This window comes from Variovorax sp. OV700, assembly GCF_900099805.1.
Lineage (GTDB): Bacteria > Pseudomonadota > Gammaproteobacteria > Burkholderiales > Burkholderiaceae_C > Variovorax.
The window spans coordinates 224,813-242,765 of the sequence record NZ_FNDR01000001.1 but is presented as its reverse complement, the minus strand read 5'-3'; the positions used below and the strand labels follow the sequence as shown (position 1 = coordinate 242,765).

General features: G+C 65.0%; 12 protein-coding genes. 8 read left to right on the top strand and 4 right to left on the bottom strand.

The features are described 5' to 3' along the window. Nucleotides 1–37: 37 nt before the first annotated feature. Together BLR24_RS01115 and BLR24_RS01110 are read left to right on the top strand one after the other, a co-directional pair. Complete coding sequence (locus BLR24_RS01115) at nt 38–1,411, top strand: HlyD family type I secretion periplasmic adaptor subunit (protein ID WP_093011381.1); 1,374 nt, start codon at nt 38–40, stop codon at nt 1,409–1,411. Next, nucleotides 1,408–2,742: a TolC family outer membrane protein gene (locus BLR24_RS01110; protein WP_093011379.1), complete on the top strand. Its 1,335-nt coding sequence runs from the start codon at nt 1,408–1,410 to the stop codon at nt 2,740–2,742. Before BLR24_RS01115 ends, BLR24_RS01110 begins: the two co-directional genes overlap by 4 nt. Nucleotides 2,743–2,753: 11 nt before the next feature. On the opposite strand, the gene BLR24_RS01105 is transcribed toward BLR24_RS01110, so the two are convergent. Then, nucleotides 2,754–3,248: an Lrp/AsnC family transcriptional regulator gene (locus BLR24_RS01105; protein ID WP_217636269.1), complete on the bottom strand. Its 495-nt coding sequence runs from the start codon at nt 3,246–3,248 to the stop codon at nt 2,754–2,756. A 65-nt stretch (nt 3,249–3,313) separates the two neighbouring features. Here BLR24_RS01105 and ilvB point away from each other — a divergent pair, with 65 nt between their 5' ends. Then, nucleotides 3,314–5,107, top strand: a complete 1,794-nt coding sequence (gene ilvB / locus BLR24_RS01100) for a biosynthetic-type acetolactate synthase large subunit (protein WP_093011376.1) — start codon at nt 3,314–3,316, stop codon at nt 5,105–5,107. Nucleotides 5,108–5,303: 196 nt separating this feature from the next. Here ilvB and BLR24_RS01095 read toward each other — a convergent pair whose 3' ends face one another. The 3 genes from BLR24_RS01095 to BLR24_RS01085 all read right to left on the bottom strand — a co-directional run bounded on the left by BLR24_RS01095 (nt 5,304) and on the right by BLR24_RS01085 (nt 12,263). After that, nucleotides 5,304–6,320, bottom strand: a complete 1,017-nt coding sequence (locus tag BLR24_RS01095) for an alpha/beta fold hydrolase (RefSeq protein WP_093011373.1) — start codon at nt 6,318–6,320, stop codon at nt 5,304–5,306. Between the two features lie 113 nt (nt 6,321–6,433). After that, complete coding sequence (locus BLR24_RS01090; protein ID WP_093011370.1) at nt 6,434–6,910, bottom strand: MarR family winged helix-turn-helix transcriptional regulator; 477 nt, start codon at nt 6,908–6,910, stop codon at nt 6,434–6,436. A gap of 151 nt (nt 6,911–7,061) precedes the next feature. Further along, the gene (locus BLR24_RS01085; protein ID WP_139188687.1) at nt 7,062–12,263 is read right to left on the bottom strand and encodes a beta strand repeat-containing protein; all 5,202 of its coding nucleotides are present in this window, start codon (nt 12,261–12,263) and stop codon (nt 7,062–7,064) included. A 636-nt stretch (nt 12,264–12,899) separates the two neighbouring features. Between BLR24_RS01085 and BLR24_RS30570 the strand changes: the two genes are divergently transcribed. From BLR24_RS30570 to mch, 5 genes are all read left to right on the top strand, one after another. After that, on the top strand, nt 12,900–13,436 hold the full coding sequence (locus tag BLR24_RS30570; RefSeq protein ID WP_175543134.1) for a response regulator transcription factor: 537 nt from the start codon (nt 12,900–12,902) through the stop codon (nt 13,434–13,436). A gap of 323 nt (nt 13,437–13,759) precedes the next feature. Next, nucleotides 13,760–14,803 carry a beta-ribofuranosylaminobenzene 5'-phosphate synthase family protein gene (locus BLR24_RS01075; RefSeq protein WP_093011361.1) on the top strand — a complete coding sequence of 348 codons (1,044 nt, stop codon included), beginning with the start codon at nt 13,760–13,762 and terminating at the stop codon, nt 14,801–14,803. A 47-nt stretch (nt 14,804–14,850) separates the two neighbouring features. After that, nucleotides 14,851–15,768: an NAD(P)-dependent methylenetetrahydromethanopterin dehydrogenase gene (locus tag BLR24_RS01070; RefSeq protein ID WP_093011359.1), complete on the top strand. Its 918-nt coding sequence runs from the start codon at nt 14,851–14,853 to the stop codon at nt 15,766–15,768. Nucleotides 15,769–15,782: 14 nt separating this feature from the next. Continuing rightward, nucleotides 15,783–16,937, top strand: coding sequence for an ATP-grasp domain-containing protein (locus tag BLR24_RS01065; RefSeq protein ID WP_093012702.1), 1,155 nt, complete (start codon nt 15,783–15,785; stop codon nt 16,935–16,937). Further along, nucleotides 16,934–17,941 carry a methenyltetrahydromethanopterin cyclohydrolase gene (mch, locus tag BLR24_RS01060; RefSeq protein WP_093011356.1) on the top strand — a complete coding sequence of 336 codons (1,008 nt, stop codon included), beginning with the start codon at nt 16,934–16,936 and terminating at the stop codon, nt 17,939–17,941. The genes BLR24_RS01065 and mch overlap by 4 nt, the downstream gene beginning before the upstream one ends. Nucleotides 17,942–17,953: the final 12 nt, after the last annotated feature.

The following is a 17,953-nucleotide window of genomic DNA, read 5'->3' as shown; positions in this document are numbered from 1 at the left end:
CTTCGTCCAGTCATCGATTCATCTCCGGGAGCTTCAAATGGCCAAACCGAATCTTCTCAGGGACGTCACTTCCAACCCCTCGCCGGTCGAGGACAGCGACCCGTCGCAGGACGATGCACATGGCCTCAGGAACGAGTTCGGACGCGCAGGGCGCATCGGCGCGTGGGCGCTGGCGGCCGGATTCGGCGGGTTTCTGCTGTGGGCCGCGTTTGCTCCACTGGACGAGGGCGTGCCGAGCCAGGGGCAGGTGGCCATCGACACCAAGCGCAAGGCGGTCCAGCACCAGATCGGCGGCATTCTCAAGGAGGTGCGGGTGGGCGAGGGCGATCAGGTGCAGGAGGGCCAGTTGCTGTTCAAGCTCGACGACGCCGCGGCCCGGGCGAGCTTCGAAACCGTGCGGCAGCGTTATCTGGGTTTTCGCGCCATACAGAGCCGGCTGCTGGCGGAACAAGCAGGCCAGAACACCATCGACTTCCATCCGGACTTGCAAGCGGCGGCTTCGGACCCGCTGATCCGCCAGCAGATGTTCAACCAGGAGCAACTGCTCAGGTCGCGCCGCGCCGCCTTGCGCGCCGACCTGCAATCGATCGAAGAGAACATCCAGGGCCAGCACGAGTTGTCTCAAGCTTATTCAAGCATGCTGGTCAGCCGCCGAACGCAGCTTTCGCTTCTTCACGAAGAACTGGGCCAGACGCGCAAGATGGTCGGTGAAGGGTTTGCCCCGCGCAATCGCCAGCTGGAAATGGAGCGCCAGGTTGCGGAATCGAACACCTCCATTGCCGAACTCATCGGCAACATGGGCCGTGCCCGGCGGTCCATCGCGGAGCTTCGCCAGCGTGCCATTGCCAGGCAGCAGGAGTACCACAAGGAAGTGGAAACCCAGCAGGCCGAAGTCAGCCGCGAAGTGCTTGGCGACTACGAGAAGTTCGTCGCCCTGCGCGACGAACTGGGCCGGACCGAGATCCGCTCGCCTGCATCGGGCCAGGTGGTGGCGTTGGTGGCGCAGACGGTTGGCGGCGTGATCGCGCCGGGGCAAAAACTGATGGACGTGGTTCCTGGCAACGAGCCCTTGCTGCTTGAGACCCGGGTGCCGCCGCACTTGATCGACCGCATTCGCGCCGGCATACCGGTCGATGTGCGCTTCTCGTCCTTTGCCCACTCTCCGCAGCTCGTGGTGCAGGGCAAGCTGGTTTCGGTCTCCGGCGACTTGCTGGTCGACCCGCAAACCAACGCGAGCTACTACCTGGCGCGCGTGGCCGTGACGCCGGAGGGCCTGAAGAAGCTCGGCAAGCGTTCGCTGCAGCCGGGCATGCCGGTCGAGGTTGTCTTCAAGACCGGGGAGCGCTCGCTGCTCGTCTATCTATTGCATCCGCTCACCAAGCGCATCGCGGCCTCGATGACGGAAGAATGAGAGTGAAGAAATCCCTGTTGGCATTCGCTGCTGCCGGCCTTCTCTCCGGCCAGGCTTGGTCGCTCGACTTGTCGCAGGCCTATGGGGAAGCGCTGGTTCAAGACTCGACGATCCGCGCCGTGCGTGCGGCCACGGACGCCCGGCGCGAGCGCTTGCCGCAGGCTCGTGCGCAGCTGCTTCCCAGCGTGTCGGCGAGCGTCTCTCGCTATCGAAATTCGCTGGAACGAACCTCGCCCGATGCCTCCGGGCAGCTGGTCACCGCCAACCTGCGCTACACCAGCAGCAGCGAGGCGTTGACTTTGCGCCAACCGCTCTTTCGCATGCAACTGGTGGCCGACTACCGCCAGGCGCAGGCGCAGGTTGACGATGCCGAGGCAACGCTGGAGCGCGAGACGCAGAACGTCGGCGTCCGCGTGAGCGGCGCCTATTTCGAGGCGCTCCTGGCCGAAGAACATCTTGCGCTGGTGCTGGCGCAGAAGACGGCCTACACGACCCAGTTCGATGCTGCACAGAAGCGGTTCAGGGCCGGCCTTGGCACGCGCACCGACATCGATGAAGCACGTGCGGCGCTGGACCTCAACGTGGCGCAGGAACTCGAGGCGCGCCAGAACCTGGACTTCACACGCCGGCAGATCCAGAGCCTGGTCAATCACCCGATCGACAGGCTGGCGCCGCTGGATTCGTCCAGGATGCGGCTGGTCCCGCCGGTGCCCGACCGGCTGGAAGCCTGGGTCGAGCAGGCCGAGACCAACAGCCCAGAACTCCAATCGCTTGTCGCGCAAGTGGAAGCGGCCAAATACGAGGTGGAGAAGGCCCAAGCCGGCCACTATCCCACCCTGGACGCCGTCGCCCAGTGGTCGCGCAACGACAGCGACACGATCACCAGCATCAAGACCCGCTACACCAACCGGTCCATCGGCCTGCAGCTCAACATTCCGCTTTATTCGGGCGGCCATGTGAGTTCGACCGTGAGGCAGGCGCTCGCAGGACAGCTGCGCGCTGAAGAGGCCCTCGAAGCCATGCGCCGCGACCTGGGAGTCCGCCTGCACCGCGAGTTCCGCGGCGTGACGGAAGGGGTGCTCCGGGTCAGGGCACTCGAACAGGCGGTGCGTTCTGCCGAGCAGGTCGTCATCTCGAACAGCCGATCGTTCGAGGCCGGCAGCCGCACCTTGCCCGACGTTCTGAACGCGGAGCAGCTGAAGGTCTCCGCGCAGCGCGACCTGGCGCAGGCCCGCTTTGTCTACATGCTGTCGCGCGTACGCTTGCAGGCGCTTGCGGGCGGCCCCAAAACCGAGGTCATCGACGAGATCAACGGCTGGCTCGTGCGTTGATTCCTGGCCCGTCAGATGAGGGGCACGCTGGTCTCCTTCAGCACGCGCAGCACGAAGTGCGACTTGCTGTGGCGGATGCCCGGAATCTTGTAGAGCTTTTCGCGCAGCAGCCGCTCGTAGTCTCGCGTGTCGCGCACCGCGATGCGGATGTAGTAGTCGTAGTCACCCGACACGAGATACGCCTCCTGGATCTCCGGAATGGTCGCAAGCACGCGGCCGAAGTCGTACAGCGTCTCGTCGGTGTGGCTTTCGAGCGTGACCTGCACGATGACCGAATCGTGATAGCCGAGCCTGGCCGGATCGACGTCGATGGTGTAGCGCTTGATCACGCCCTGGGCTTCGAGCTTCTTGATGCGCGTCCAGCAACTGGTGGGCGACAGGCCGACCTCGTTGCCGATCTCCTGCAGGGTCTTGCGCGAGTCGAGCAGCAGCACCCGGAGGATCGTCATGTCGATCTTGTCGAAAGATCCTTCTTCATTCGACGGCATTTTTCGAAGAGTTTTCATGAAATGAACCGAAAGAGCCAAAAGAAAGAAGCAAATTCTGCATCAGAACCGGAAGAATCGACGGCATGAGACTGCTCGACCTTCCTCCCACTTCTTCTGCATCCCTTCAGCACGCGGCTTCCGCCGATGCGACCCGCGTGCGCAACGGGGCCGAGGCCCTGCTCGATACATTGGTCGAATGCGGCGTCGACACTCTTTTCGGCTATCCCGGCGGCGCCGCGCTGCCGCTTTATGACGCGCTCCACGGCGAGCCTCGGCTGCGCCATGTGCTGGTGCGGCATGAGCAAGCCGCCGTACATGCCGCCGAAGGCTATGCGCGCACCACGGGGCGCGTGGGCGTGGTGCTCGTCACGTCGGGGCCGGGCGTGGGCAACACCATCAGCGGCCTGCTCGACGCCATCAGCGATTCGGTGCCGCTCTTGTGCATCAGCGGGCAGGTGGCGACGGGGGTGATCGGCACGCAGGCCTTCCAGGAGAGCGACGCGCTCGGCATGTCCAGGCCGGTGACCAAGTGGAACCAGCAGGTGCGCGGGGCCGACGACGTGCCGCAGCTGGTGCGCCGCGCGCTGGAGATCGCCGCGTCGGGACGGCCGGGGCCGGTGCTGCTCGACGTGCCGAAGGATGTACAGCTCATGCGGCTCGGCCGCGGTGCCGAACTGCGACCGCTGCGCGCACTGCGCACGGGCAGGGCCGCGCTGCCGCCGCGGGCCATGCTGCAGCGCGCGGCCGACCTGATCGGGACGGCGCGCCGGCCGGTGATCTACGGCGGCGGCGGGCTGATCAACTCGGGCCCGGCCGCGTGTGAAGCTTTCGCGCAGCTGGTGCACCGCCTGCATGCGCCGTGCACGCTCACGCTGATGGGGCTCGGCGCCTTTCCTGCGTCGGACCCGAAGTTCATCGGCATGCTGGGCATGCACGGCATGCTCGAAGCCAACCTGGCCATGCACGAGGCCGATCTGGTGGTGTGCGTCGGCGCGCGCTTCGACGACCGCGTGACCGGCAAGCTTGACGAGTTCTGCCCGCATGCGCGCAAGATCCACATCGACATCGATCCGGGCAGCATCAACAAGGTGGTGAAGGTCGACGTGCCGATGGTCGGCGACTGCGGCGATATCGTCCGAGCCCTACTCGCGTTGCTGCCCGCGGATGCGTTGGTGCCCGAACGGCTTGCGCCCTGGTGGCAGCGCATCGAACGCTGGCGCGCGGAAGATTGCCTTGGCTTCACGCCGCGCGGTGACGCGATCCTGCCGCAGCAGCTGATGTCGTCGCTGCAGCGCGCCGTTGCCGGGCGCGACGCCATCGTGTCGACCGACGTGGGTCAGCACCAGATGTGGGCCGCGCAATACCTGCGCTTCGATCGGCCGCGGCGCTGGCTCACATCGGGCGGGGCCGGCACCATGGGCTACGGATTGCCGGCGGCCATCGGCGCGCAGGTTGCGCATCCCGGCGCGCTCACGGTGTGCGTGAGCGGCGACGCCTCGGTGCTCATGAACATCCAGGAGCTTTCAACGGCCGTGCAGCACCGCACGCCGGTCAAGCTGGTGCTGTGCAACAACGGCTACATGGGCATGGTGCGCCAGTGGCAGGAGCTCAACCACGGCAACCGGCTGAGCCACAGCTGGAACGAGGCGCTGCCCGATTTCGTCGCGCTCGCCAAGGCTTTCGGTTGGGGTGCGCGGCGCGTTCGGGATCCGGCCGAGTTGGAGGCGGCGCTTGCCGAATGCCTTGGCAGCGAGGGGCCGTTCTTTCTCGACGTGCAGGTTGCCGCGCAGGAGAACTGCTTTCCGATGATGCCGGCGGGGTGTGGGCACCATCGGGTGATGCTTTCGAAGGACCGGTGGTACGAAGAGGAGTCTTGAGGTCTTTCTCCCTCTCCCGGTTTGGCTCCCTCTCCCTCCGGGAGAGGGCGGGGGTGAGGGCATGTGCTTGTGATGAGGCGCGGCCGTTTCGTTGGCGCCGATGCCCTCACCCCAACCCTCTCCCAGAGGGAGAGGGAGAAAGAAGGGGAGGGCTCGGCCCCCTCTCCCAGAGGGAGAGGGGGCAAGAGTGGAACGCTCAGGACTTGATGAACGCCAGCAGATCGGCGTTGAACTTGTCCTTGTGCGTGTCGGTCAGCCCATGCGGCGCACCCGGATAGACGATGAGCTTGTTGTTCTTCACCAGCTTGGCCGAGGCCAGGCCCGAGGCGCCGATCGGCACGATCTGGTCGTCGTCGCCGTGGACGATGAGCGTCGGCACGTCGAACTTCTTCAGGTCTTCGGTGAAGTCGGTTTCCGAGAACGCCTTGATCGAGTCATAGGTGTTCTTGTGGCCTGCCATCATGCCCTGCGCCCACCAAGCGTCGATCAAGCCCTGCGACACCTTCGCACCCGGCCGGTTGAAGCCGAAGAACGGACCCGTGGGCAAGTCCTTGTAGAACTGCGAGCGGTTCGCGAGCTGCGCCGCGCGCAGGCCGTCGAACACCTCCATCGGCAGGCCACCGGGGTTAGCGGCGGTCTTCAGCATTTGCGGCGGCACGGCCGAGATCAGCGCGGCCTTGGCAACGCGCTTGGTGCCGTGGCGGCCGATGTAGCGCGCCACCTCGCCGCCGCCGGTCGAGAAGCCGACCAGGATGGCGTTCTTCAGGTCCAGCGTTTCGATGACCGTGGCCAGGTCGTCGGCGTAGGTATTCATGTCGTTGCCGTTCCAGGGCTGGCTCGAGCGGCCGTGGCCGCGGCGGTCATGCGCCACGGCGCGGTAGCCCTGCGAGGCAAGGAACAGCATCTGCGATTCCCAGCTGTCGGAATTGAGCGGCCAGCCGTGGCTGAACACGACGGGTTGGCCGGTGCTGGGGCCCCAGTCCTTGTAGTAAAGCTGGGTGCCGTCCTTGGTGACGATGGTGTTGCTCATGAGTTGCTTTCCTTTTGAAGATGCGTGGACCGCGCCGGCTTTCGGTGCGGCAGTGGAAGCGGCGGATGCCGCCATGGAGAAGCCGGTCCCCGCGAGGGCGCCGGCTGCAACGGAAGCGCCGCCGACCAGCAGGCTGCGGCGGGTCGGGGCGGCGGTAGTGAGATTCTTGCTGTTGACGGTCATGGTGCGTTCCTTTTTTGACGTGGTGGTTAATGCAAACTAAAACTATCGTTCGTATGAATATCGCGTACGATATAAATGTGAGAGAAAAACAGGAAGGCGGATGTGGCAGGCCATCACGCGTTCCTGTCGAGGTTGGAACGCAGCGTTTTCAACTGCGTGCGCAGCTTGACGATGTCCTTGGGCTGCAGCTCCATGGCTTCCGCGAGACATGACGGAAGTGCCTTGGCCTTGGCGCGAAGCGCGCGGCCTTCGGCGGTGAGCGAAACGATCACCTGCCGTTCGTCCGTTGCCGACCGCACGCGCTGGATGAGGCCACGCGCTTCGAGCCGTTTGAGAAGGGGGGTGAGGGTGGTCGTTTCGAGCGCCAGCCGTGCGCAGATCTCGGACACGTTGACGCCGTCCTGCTCCCACAGCACCAGCATGACGAGGTATTGCAGGTAGGTGAGGTCCAAGTCACGCAGCAGGCCGCGGTACACCTTGTTGAGGCTCAGCATCGTCGAATAGAGCGCGAAGCAGAGCTGCTCGTCCAGCGCCAATGCATCGCCCTGGGGGGCGCCTGCGGACTTGGCGGGGAGTGGCTTGGAAGGCATGGGCCGAATGATATATCGCATGCGATCTAATTGCAAGCGATGGAGTGCAAGTGCCAGATGAGCAACTCCGGCATTTGTACACCTGGCGCAGGCCAGATGAAAAGGGGGCGGCATTTCTGCCGCCCCCTTTATCCCCTTGCTCGAGAGCCCGCTACACGATCACCGCTGGCTGGCTGGTCGTGCCGATCAGATTGGCAATGCCATCGATCTCCAGATGCACGTCGAAGTCGAAGTTCGCGAAGTCGGCGTCGCCGTCGATCAGCTGGCCTCCAAAGTTCAGGTCCACGTCCGAGTTGATCGTCGTTTCTGTGACCACATCGATCTTTATGATCTTGAACACGTCGTTGTCCGATGTATCGGCGTAGTTCATCCCGGCTGCGGTCAGATTCACCGAGCTGTGGGTACTCAGGCTCACGCCCGTGCCGGTGAGGTCTTCGGTGCTGCTCAGGACCTGCACGCCCGCGATCTGGTAGGTGGCGCTGTCGTAGTCGTCCTCTCCGATGCTGACGATCTTCGTGCCTCCTGCGCCAGACTGATAGTCCGTCGCAGAGTTGGCAATCAGCAGCCGGGTCGTGGTGGTGTTGGTCGACGCATCGAACAATTTCAGCAGGATCGCCACGTCTTCGCCGTCCGTGATCTGATCGATCGTGATGTTGATCGCGTCGGCGTAGGCCTTGTCCGTACCGACGACGGCAGCTCCGGGTCGCGGCGGCGGACTCGTCAAGTTGGGGTTGCTCACTGGATTCGACCTGTAGAAGTCGAAGTTCAGCAACTCGCCGGCCTGCACGGTGTCGGAGTTCACGCCGAGGGTGCTGGTCGCGACATTGACAAAACCCGCACCTGCGCTATTGAAGGTTTCGCCGGCAACAAACGCGTGATTTCCGCCCGCTACCAGGTCGCTGGAGTCACTCGGCGGCGTGGCAGCCCTGGCGGACAGCACGCCGAAGAAGTCGCTGCTGTACTGCTGGACCACGATTTCCGGCGAGTTGTTGCCTTCAGTGTCGTAGTTGAACGAAGCCAGCGGCGAGCTCGTGGAGAACGTCGTTTGTCCACCGATGAGCTGATCCATGTCAAAGGCGAAGGTACCGTCGGTCTTGTTGAAGACGACCGTGCCGGTTGCCGCCTGCGTCGTCGTCGACGTGGGCCCCGGGTAGTAGTTGAAGCTGAAGTGGTAGGTGACCGAGGTGGCATCTTCGGCAAAGTGCGTGACGGCCGCATCGGTGATCGGCCGGCCGCCGCCGGTCGTTCCGGTCAGGCTGTTGAGCACGATGCCGTCGGTCGACGCGTTGTCCACGTCGTCGGCGCCCACGGAGAAGTTGTAGGTTCCGGCAATGGGCAGGCCGTCATTCGCTCCAGTGAGGTCGGAGATGGCGGTCACCGTCGGGCCGTCGTCGTCGAACTTGATGTTGGCACCGATGTTGAGCACCTCGGAGTCGGTCGCTGTGTCGCCATCGCCATCGGTGACCGTTACGGAATTGGTCAAGGTGATCAGCGTGTCAGCCAGCGTGGCTTCCTGGGCCGCATAGTTCGACCCTACGCCTGGCAGCGCGTGATCAATCTCGGCGAACTGCTGCAGCGTCACTGAACCGGTTCCACTGACCGCGACGTCGAAGATGGTGTTGCCCACGGTGATGCCGGCCTCGGTGGCAGAAGTGGACCCGATGACCTTGCCGCCCACCAGGTACAGCCTGATGGTTGCGCCGTCACTCGTGAGTCCGGAAGAGACGCCCTGAGTCGATACGCCAAGCGCAAAGGTCGAGGCGGTGGAGCCCGCCCCGTCGGCGCCGTAGCTGCTCGAGGTCACGCCGAAGGCGGTCGAGAAGTCCTGCGTGTCGGAGTCGGTATTGGCGCCGATGGTCTGGGCATCCTGCGTGTTGAGCAGCACCGTGTCGGTGGGCGCTGCCAGCACGACGGACGGCCCGTCGTCGTCGAACTTGATGTTGGCACCGATGTTCAGCACCTCGGAGTCGGTCGCCGTGTCGCCGTCACCGTCGGTCACCGTCACCGTGTTGGTCAGGGTGATCAGCGTATCGGCCAGCGTGGCTTCCTGGGCCGCGTAGTTGGACGAATCACCCGGCAGTGCGTGATCGATCTCGGCGAACTGCTGCAGCGTGACCGAGCCGGCCGCGCTGACTGCAACGTCGAAGATGGTGTTGGTGGCAAGAATGCCAGCCTCGGTGGCTGAAGTCGAGCCGATGACCTTCCCCGCCACCACGTACAAGTAGATGGTGGCGCCATCGCTCTTGAGCCCCGAGTCGCCACCCTGAGTGGCCACACCGAGCGCAAAGCTAGACGTCGTGGTGCCCGCCCCGTCGGCGCCGTAGCTGGTCGACGCCACGCCAAAGGCCGTTGCAAAGTTTTGCGTGTCGGAGTCGGTGGCCGCGCCGATGGTGTCGGCATCCTGCGTATTGAGCAGCACCGTGTCGGTGGCCGCTGCCAGCGAGACGGACGGCCCGTCGTCGTCGAACTTGATGTTGGCGCCGATGTTGAGCACCTCGGAATCGGTCGCCGTGTCGCCATCGCCATCGGTGACCGTTACGGAATTGGTCAAGGTGATCAGCGTGTCGACCAGCGAGGCCTCCTGGTCCGCGTAGTTGGACGAGTCACCCGGCAGCGCGTGATCGATCTCGGCGAACTGCTGCAGCGTCACCGAACCGGTGGCGCTCACCGAGACGTCGAAGATGGTGTTGCCCGCCGTGATGCCGGCTTCGGTGGCCGAAGTCGACCCGATGACCTTTCCGGCCACCAAGTACAGCCGGATGGTCGCGCCATCGCTCTTGAGCCCCGAATCCCCACCCTGCGTGGCCACGCCGAGCGTGAAGCTCGAAGTGGTCGTGCCCGGCCCGTCGGCGCCGTAGTTGACCGAGGCCGCGCCAAATGCGGTAGAGAAGTCCTGCGTGTCGGAGTCGGTGGCCGCGCCGACGGTGTCAGCATCCTGCGTGTTGAGCAGCACCGTGTCGGTGGCCGCTGCCAGCACGACGGACGGCCCGTCGTCGTCGAACTTGATGTTGGCGCCGATGTTGAGCACCTCGGAGTCGGTCGCCGTGTCGCCGTCACCGTCGGTCACCGTCACCGTGTTGGTCAGGGTGATCAGCGTATCGGCCAGCGTGGCTTCCTGGGCCGCGTAGTTGGACGAGTCACCCGGCAGTGCGTGGTCGATCTCGGCAAACTGCTGCAGCGTGACCGAGCCGGCCGCACTGACCGCGACGTCGAAGATGGTGTTGCCCACGGTGATGCCGGCCTCGGTGGCCGAAGTCGATCCGATGACCTTCCCCGCCACCACGTACAAGTAGATGGTGGCGCCATCGCTCTTGAGCCCCGAATCCCCACCCTGCGTGGCCACGCCGAGCGCAAAGCTCGAAGTGGTGGTGCCCGGCCCGTCGGCGCCATAACTGCTCGAGGTCACGCCGAAGGCGGTCGAGAAGTCCTGCGTGTCGGAGTCGGTGGCCGCGCCGACGGTGTCAGCATCCTGCGTGTTGAGCAGCACCGTGTCGGTGGCCGCTGCCAGCACGACGGACGGCCCGTCGTCGTCGAACTTGATGTTGGCCCCGATGTTGAGCACCTCGGAATCGGTCGCCGTGTCGCCATCCCCGTCGGTCACCGTCACCGTGTTGGTGAGCGTGATCAGCGTGTCGGCCAGCGTGGCTTCCTGGGCCGCGTAGTTGGACGAGTCACCCGGCAGTGCGTGGTCGATCTCGGCAAACTGCTGCAGCGTGACCGAGCCGGCCGCGCTGACTGCAACGTCGAAGATGGTGTTGGTGGCAAGAATGCCGGCCTCAGTGGCCGATGTCGACCCGATGACCTTGCCGCCCACCAGATACAGGTAGATGGTGGCGCCATCGCTCTTGAGCCCTGAGTCGCCGCCCTGCGTGGCCACACCGAGCGCAAAGCTCGAGGTGGTGGTGCCCGGCCCGTCGGCACCGTAGTTGACCGAGGCCGCGCTGAAGGCCGTTGCAAAGTCCTGCGTGTCCGAGTCGGTGTTGGCGCCGATGGTGTCGGCATCCTGCGTATTGAGCAGCACCGTGTCGGTGGCCGCTGCCAGCGAGGCCGATGGGCCGTCGTCTTCGAAGACCATCATGGAGCCAACTTCTCCCGTGGACTGGACGGTCTGAGGCAGACTGAATCCACCGATGTCGAAACTGGCGTCGAAATTCTTGTCCGTCGAGCCGACGTTTTCAATCAATACGCGGTTGTGGCCGCCACTCGTCTGGTATTCGATGACATAGCCGGCCTTGACTCCGCTGATCACAGCGGTGTCGCCGTTGAGATTAATGGACAGCCCCGTCACCAGGTTTCCGGCCGAATCACGGACGACGACGGAACTGATATTGACGGCCGTATTATTTTGAAGGTTGTCCACATAATTGTCGCCAGTCGCCAGCACCGTCGTAAAGGCGCTGATCTTGAGCGTGGCGGCTTTATCGGGCTGCAATTGCGCGACCGTGAAAGCTGCCGAAGTGGTGCTGACAAGGCCGGTGAAATTGATGTTCGATTCTTCGTCGGCCTCGTTCTGATCGAGATTGGGAACCGTGTTGTCGGTGTTGGCGCCACTCACGAAAGTGAAATACATCCCTTCGGCACCGTTCTTGCCGCCGGGGGGATCAATCATCTGGTTGTTGGTGCCCAGGCTCGTGAACCCGCCGCCCTGACTGGAATTGACCGTGTCTCCGTCGTTGAATTTAGCGCCCGTCGATTCATTCGCCGGATTCTTGCCAGTCACGACGATGGCGGTGCTCGCATTGCCGAACATTGCGAACAGATTCTGGCCTGAGGGCACATTGGCAAAAGAAAACGCGTTATCCGAAGTGACGGAGACAAATATCTTGTCCGCGAGATTGACGGGGTCGTCCGGGTTCGAAGCATCCGGATTCGATATCGCTTCGTATTGAACCGTCCAGAGCTTCGCGCCTGACACCGGTGTTCCCGTTTCCTCCAGGTAGGCCGCAAACACGACGACATTGAGGGCCGTCTTCCCATAGACGATGTTGTTGTTGGTTGTGTCGGTGTAAAGGAAGATATCTTCGCCGTCGGTGGTATTGAGGCCGCTGTCGGCACCGTTGAACAAAGCGCCGTTGGTGTCCGTGAATGCAAGATCGCTCACCGTTCCGGACACGGTGAATGTGAATGCGTTGGTGCCGGTATTCGTGCCGTCGTAGCCGCTCAAGGCGGCGTTGATGGCGGTCCCGACATTCTGGGTCGCCAGTCGGGTGCTGAAAGCTGTCGGCAGCGAGCTTGCGGCGATGTCGTTGTCGTTACTGTCGCCCGCAACAGCGGGCGTAGCGGCAAGGTTCTGCAAATTGGCGGATTCGTCCAGAGTGACGGTCGAGCCGGCCGTCAAATTTAGCGCGGGCATACAACACTCCTTTGCTGAAAAAATACTCCGATGGCAATAGCAATTTCGAGAGAGGCGTTGGCGAACTTCCAGGTTCGCGTATCAGGCGGGATATCGATGCTGAACCGCCAGCCTGCGCCTTGTCCATAGGTCGTAAGTTGTCACCCAAAGGATGACGCGCAGTGGCGGTGGCGCACTCATCCATGGGGAGGTGCCGTCGCGCCTCGACGTCGTGCGCCACGCGCGCCGCTCGCGCTTCGCTGCATTCACACTTCGATACCTTGGGAGGATCGCGAATCGATTCGCGCAGTTGTGCGGCCTTTATCATTACTTCAAGCGAGCGTCTCAGGGAAGCCCATGGAACAAGTCCCACAGCCGCCTGCCAGGTTGGAACCTGCGCGGAACGTAGATCCTGCTCGACCGTCGGCGCGAGACTTTTGCGCGTGGCCGGCATTCGCACGGCCCGCGCGGCGGGCATCGAGCCATCGTCAACCGGATTGCCCGGAGATCCAATCTCCCGCCGCGTGCCTTGCGCTCGAAACCCGTGTTTCAGTTCTCGTCGCAAGCAGCCCAAGCCGCGCATCGGCGTTGTTCGGGCTGGGCCTGCTGGCCTCGAGGCATCGGGCCGAGCGGATGTACCAAGTCGAATACGCGGAGATGAACAGCATCTCCGACCTGGAGGCCCGCTGCCGGCGACAGGCACCTCGTTTGCTGCTCGTGGATATCGCGCTGATTTCGCCGCACAGCGTCAACCAATTGACCGATCTGCGCCGCCACTTTCCAGCCACCGACTGGCTCCTCGGCTGGGAGCAGCCTTCGACACAAGGCCTGGATGCAGCGATTCGATGTCAAGCGCGCGGCTGCGTCGAGTGGACAGCGAGCGCAGAGCAGTTTGCACAATTGCTGGATGCCGTTCTGGCAGGCGCCCTGGGCTTTCCAGGTCCGGTGTTGCAGGCGCTGTATCTGTCCGTGCTGCGATTGAAGGCGGCCGGCGGACGACCGGCCTCCAGTGCAACACCCCCTGCAGTGAGATTGACCGCGCGAGAGGACGAGGTGCTGTCGCTGATGTACCGGGACATGACCAACAAGCAGATTGCCGAGCGACTCGGCATCAGCGTCAACACAGTCAAGAAGCACCTTGCGCATGTGTTCGCCAAGCAGGGGCAGCACAGTCGGCGCTGGCATCTTGTCTGACCCGGATTCGCCGTTCTGCTAACTGAGCGTCAGGAGTGCCCGTCCACCTGCATCTGGAAGAGAAAGTAGGGCGGTATGCGGCGATACCAGCCGAGGGTCAGCGCGAGGCATGCAGGCAGGCTGTGCTTCGAGAGCGGCATGCGCGCGATTGTGCCCGGGCCCTCCGGAGGGTCTGAACGGGCGTGACACATTGTCCCGCTCCTGGAACATCGCCCGCCTTTGCCGCGTGCAAATCGAAGGTGCGCCCCTGTGAAGGCCCGGACGGAACGGGCCTTGCTATGACAAGCGGGTCCATGACTTCGCCTCGCCATCCACCCCTGCCCATGACCTCCGCCGATCTCGCCTTCGCCCCCCGGCACGACCTGGGTATCCGCACGGTGAGCGTGAGCGCCCCCGGGCGCTTGCACCTGGGTTTTCTCGATCCTTCCGGCTCCCTCGGGCGCGCCTTCGGCAGCCTCGGGGTGGTGATCGACGGTTTTACGACCGAGCTCGAGCTTTCGACTTCATCGTCGGATCACCTGGCGGCCGACACGCCAGCCGCCGAAGCGGAGTTGGCACGCGCCGCCGCGCATCTTTCGCTGCTTCGACAGCGCAGCGGCTGCCATGCGCCGCTGTCGTTGCGGCTGTCCCAGGTGCTGCCGCCGCATGCGGGCTTCGGTTCGGGAACGCAACTCGCCACGGCCATCGGGCGCGCCTTTGCCGAATGGCACGGCCTGGACGTGAGCACCGCGACGCTGGCGCACTGGCTCGGCCGCGGCCTGCGCTCGGGCATCGGCATTGCGGGTTTCGACACCGGCGGCCTGCTGCTCGATGGCGGTCCCGGGGCCGATGGCCTGCCGGCGCCGCTCCTCTCGCGCATTCCGTTTCCGGAGGATTGGCGAATCATCGTGGTCCAGGACCCTGGACACCGCGGCCTTTCAGGCGGCGCAGAAAAGAACGCCATAGCGGCTTTGCCACCTTTGCCGCAAACGGTGGCAGCCGACATCTGCCACCAGGTGCTGATGCGCGTGTTGCCCGGCGCGGCCAGCGAGGAGTTCGCTCCGTTCGCCGCCGGAATCAACCGCATGCAGCAATTGCTCGGCGAGCACTTCGCGCCGGCGCAGGGCGGTGTCTTCACCAGCCTGGCGGTCGCGCGGCTGATGCGATGGTTCGCCGATGCGAGCCGCGCCAACGGGGCGGCCATCGGACAAAGTTCGTGGGGCCCCACCGGCTTTGCGATCGTGTCCTCGGAGACCCGGGCCCAGTTGCTCGTCGACGCCGCGCGGGCCGGCGGGCATGTCGACCCGCAACTCGAGATCCGCATCGTCACCGGCCGCAACCGCGGTGCCGTGGTGCGCGACCGCAGCGCGCCGGCACGCATGCGGTGAATTCGCCCGCCAAACTTTTCCATTCACTCCAACGCAGGCTCTCTCACATGGAACGTCCCCGCATCCTTCACATGTTCACCCCCGGCCCCCAGATGAGTCCGTTCGACATCAACATGGCGGCGGACGCGGGCTACCAGATCATCGTGCCGTATTGCGGCGTGGCAATCGACCGCATCACGGGGCTGACGCAGGACACCATCTTTTCGCGCGGGCCCAAGGGCGTTGCGCGCACCGGCATCTTCATCGGCGGGCGCGATGCGCAGCTGGCGGCCGACATGCTCGAGCGCGCAAGGACCTCCATGGTCAAGCCCTTCGTCGTCTCGCTGATGGCCGACCCGAGTGGTGCGTACACCACGGCCGCGGCCATGGTGGCGTGCGTGGAGGCGGCGTTGAAGCGCAACCATGGCCACGGCCTGGAAGGCCAGCGCGTGGTGATCCTCGGCGGCACGGGTCCGGTGGGCCGTGTGGCGGGCGTCCTAGCGGCGCAGGCCGGGGCCGACGTTTACTTGTCGAGCCGCAACGGCATCGACGCGGCGCAGGAGGCGGCCGATGAAACCGGCCAACGCTTCGGCGTGAAGCTGCACGGCCTCTCGGGCGGCGACCCTGACGCCGTGCGCCGCTCCATCGCCGATGCCGACGTGTTGCTGGCCTGCGCGGCCGCGGGCGTGCAGGTGGTGTCCGCAGAAGCGCTCGGCGCCGCAACGCGGCTCAAGGTGGCGGCCGACGTGAACGCCGTGCCGCCCGAAGGCATCGCCGGCGTGGGCGTGATGGACGACGCCAAGCCGCTGACCGGCACACAGGCCGTGGGCATCGGCGCGCTGGCCGTAGGCAACGTCAAGTACCAGACGCAGCATCGCCTGCTGGTGCAGATGTGCGAGGCCGAGAAAGCGCAGGTGCTGAGCTTTGCCGAAGCCTTCGCCGTGGCACGCGCCTTCCTGGTCGAGCAGGCCGCGAAGACGGCTTGAAGCGCCTCCGCTCCATGCCGACGATTGCCGTTGCCGCCATCTCCGCGCGCGCCATGGCCCAGGCTGCGGCCAATGACGGCTTCAAGGTGGTCGCGCTCGACCTCTTTGGCGACATCGACACGCGCCGCGCTGCATCGCGCTGGCTGCCCATCGGCGCGTCGGGCAGCTTGCAGATCGATGCCGCCAGCGTGATGGCGGCGTTGCGCACGCTGGCGGAAGAGGGCGCGGGCGGCGAGCCGGTGCTGGGCTGGATCGCGGGCAGCGGCTTCGAAGGCGAGCCCGACTTGCTCGAAGAGGGTGCGGCCGTGCTGCCGCTGATCGGCACCGCGCCCACCGCCGTGCGCCGCCTGCGCGATCCTGCGGCATTCTTCGGCTTTCTTTCGGCGCACGTCATGCCGTTTCCGCAGGTGTTGCTGCAGCCGCCCGAGGACCCTGCGGGATGGTTGATGAAAGACGCGCATGGCTGCGGCGGCTGGCATGTGCGCCACGCGCCCTGGTCGATGGACGAGCCGCCTTCGTCGCACCACTACTTCCAGCGCGAGATGCCGGGGCTGCCGATGTCGGCCACTTTCGTCGCCAATGGCCGGGACGTGCATGTGCTCGGCTTCAACGAGCAGAGCGTGCGCCGCTTCGGCACGCGACCCTATGTGTTCTGCGGTGCCATCGGACCAGTCCCGTTGGCGGACGACGTTGCAGATCGGGTGACTTCGATCGCGCGCGCATTGACCGTCGAGTTCGATCTGCACGGCCTCTGCAGCCTCGACTTCATGCGCGACGGCGACGCCATCGGCGTGCTCGAGATCAACCCCCGTCCGCCGGCCAGCATGAGCCTCTACCGCTGGCCAGACGGCTCGCCGGGCGTGATGCAGGCGCATGTGCGTGCCTGCCTGCAGGGCGAGCTGCCGCCGTCAACGCGTTCTTCGTCCGGGCAGGACATCGAAGGCATCGAGATCGTGTTCGCGCGGCAACCCATCGAACTCGATGCGGCTGCGGCAGAGCGGCTCGCCGCATGGCCCGGCCTCTGCGACGTGCCGGCCGCAGGCCAGCGTTTCGACATCGACGACCCTGTGTGCACGCTGACCGCGAGCGGCACCAGCGCGGAGCAGGTGCGCGCCCGCTTGAACGAAGGCCGTGAACGGCTGCTGCAATCATTGGAGACCCACGCATGAGCAACACATCCTCGCCCACGGCCGCTGCAGGCCTGAGCGTCAACCTGCTGGCCCGTCCGCTGGTCGAGCGGCTTCTGGCCGACTTCGATGCGCTCGGGCTGCGGGTGCGCCGCGACGACACCGGCGTGCACATCGTCGATGCCGGCATCGAGGCGCCCGGCAGCGTGGCAGCGGGCCTGCAAGTGGGCGAGATCTGCATGGGCGGGCTCGGGCACGTGAACCTGCGAAGCGGCTCAGCGGGCGAGGGCTGGCCCACGTGGCTCGACGTGCGCAGCTCGCAGCCGGTGCTGGCCTGCCTTGGCAGCCAGTACGCGGGTTGGAGCCTCGCGGCATCCAAGGAAGAGACCGGCGGCAAGAAATTCTTTTCGCTCGGCTCCGGCCCGGCGCGTGCACTGGCGGTGAAGGAAAAGCTCTTTGCCGAACTGGACTACCGCGACCACGCACCATGCGGCGTGCTGGTGCTCGAGGTCGACCGGGCGCCGCCGAAGATCGTCATCGACAAGCTGCTGCGCGATTGCGGCCTGGCCCCCGAGGCGCTGACGTTGATCCTTACACCCACCACCAGCCTTGCAGGCACGACGCAGGTGGTGGCGCGCGTGCTCGAGGTGGCACTGCACAAGGCGCACGAACTGGGCTTCGCGTTGGCCAATATCGTCGATGGCGCTGGCACCGCACCGCTGCCGTCGCCAAGTGCCGATGGCGTCGAGGCCATGGGTCGCACCAACGACGCCATTCTGTACGGCGGTCGCGTGCACCTGACGGTTCGCGGCGACGACGATGCGGCGCGTGAGCTGGCCCGTGCGCTCCCGTCGCGCAATTCACGCGACCATGGTCGATCGTTCGCGCACATCTTCAAGGAGGTCGAGTACGACTTCTACAAGATCGACGGCGCGCTGTTCGCCCCGGCCGAGGTGTGGGTCAGCAACATCGACAGCGGCAACACCTGGCACGGTGGCGCGCCCGATATGGGACTGCTGCAGCGGCTCTGGCTGCAGGAAGCATGAAGGCAATCACAT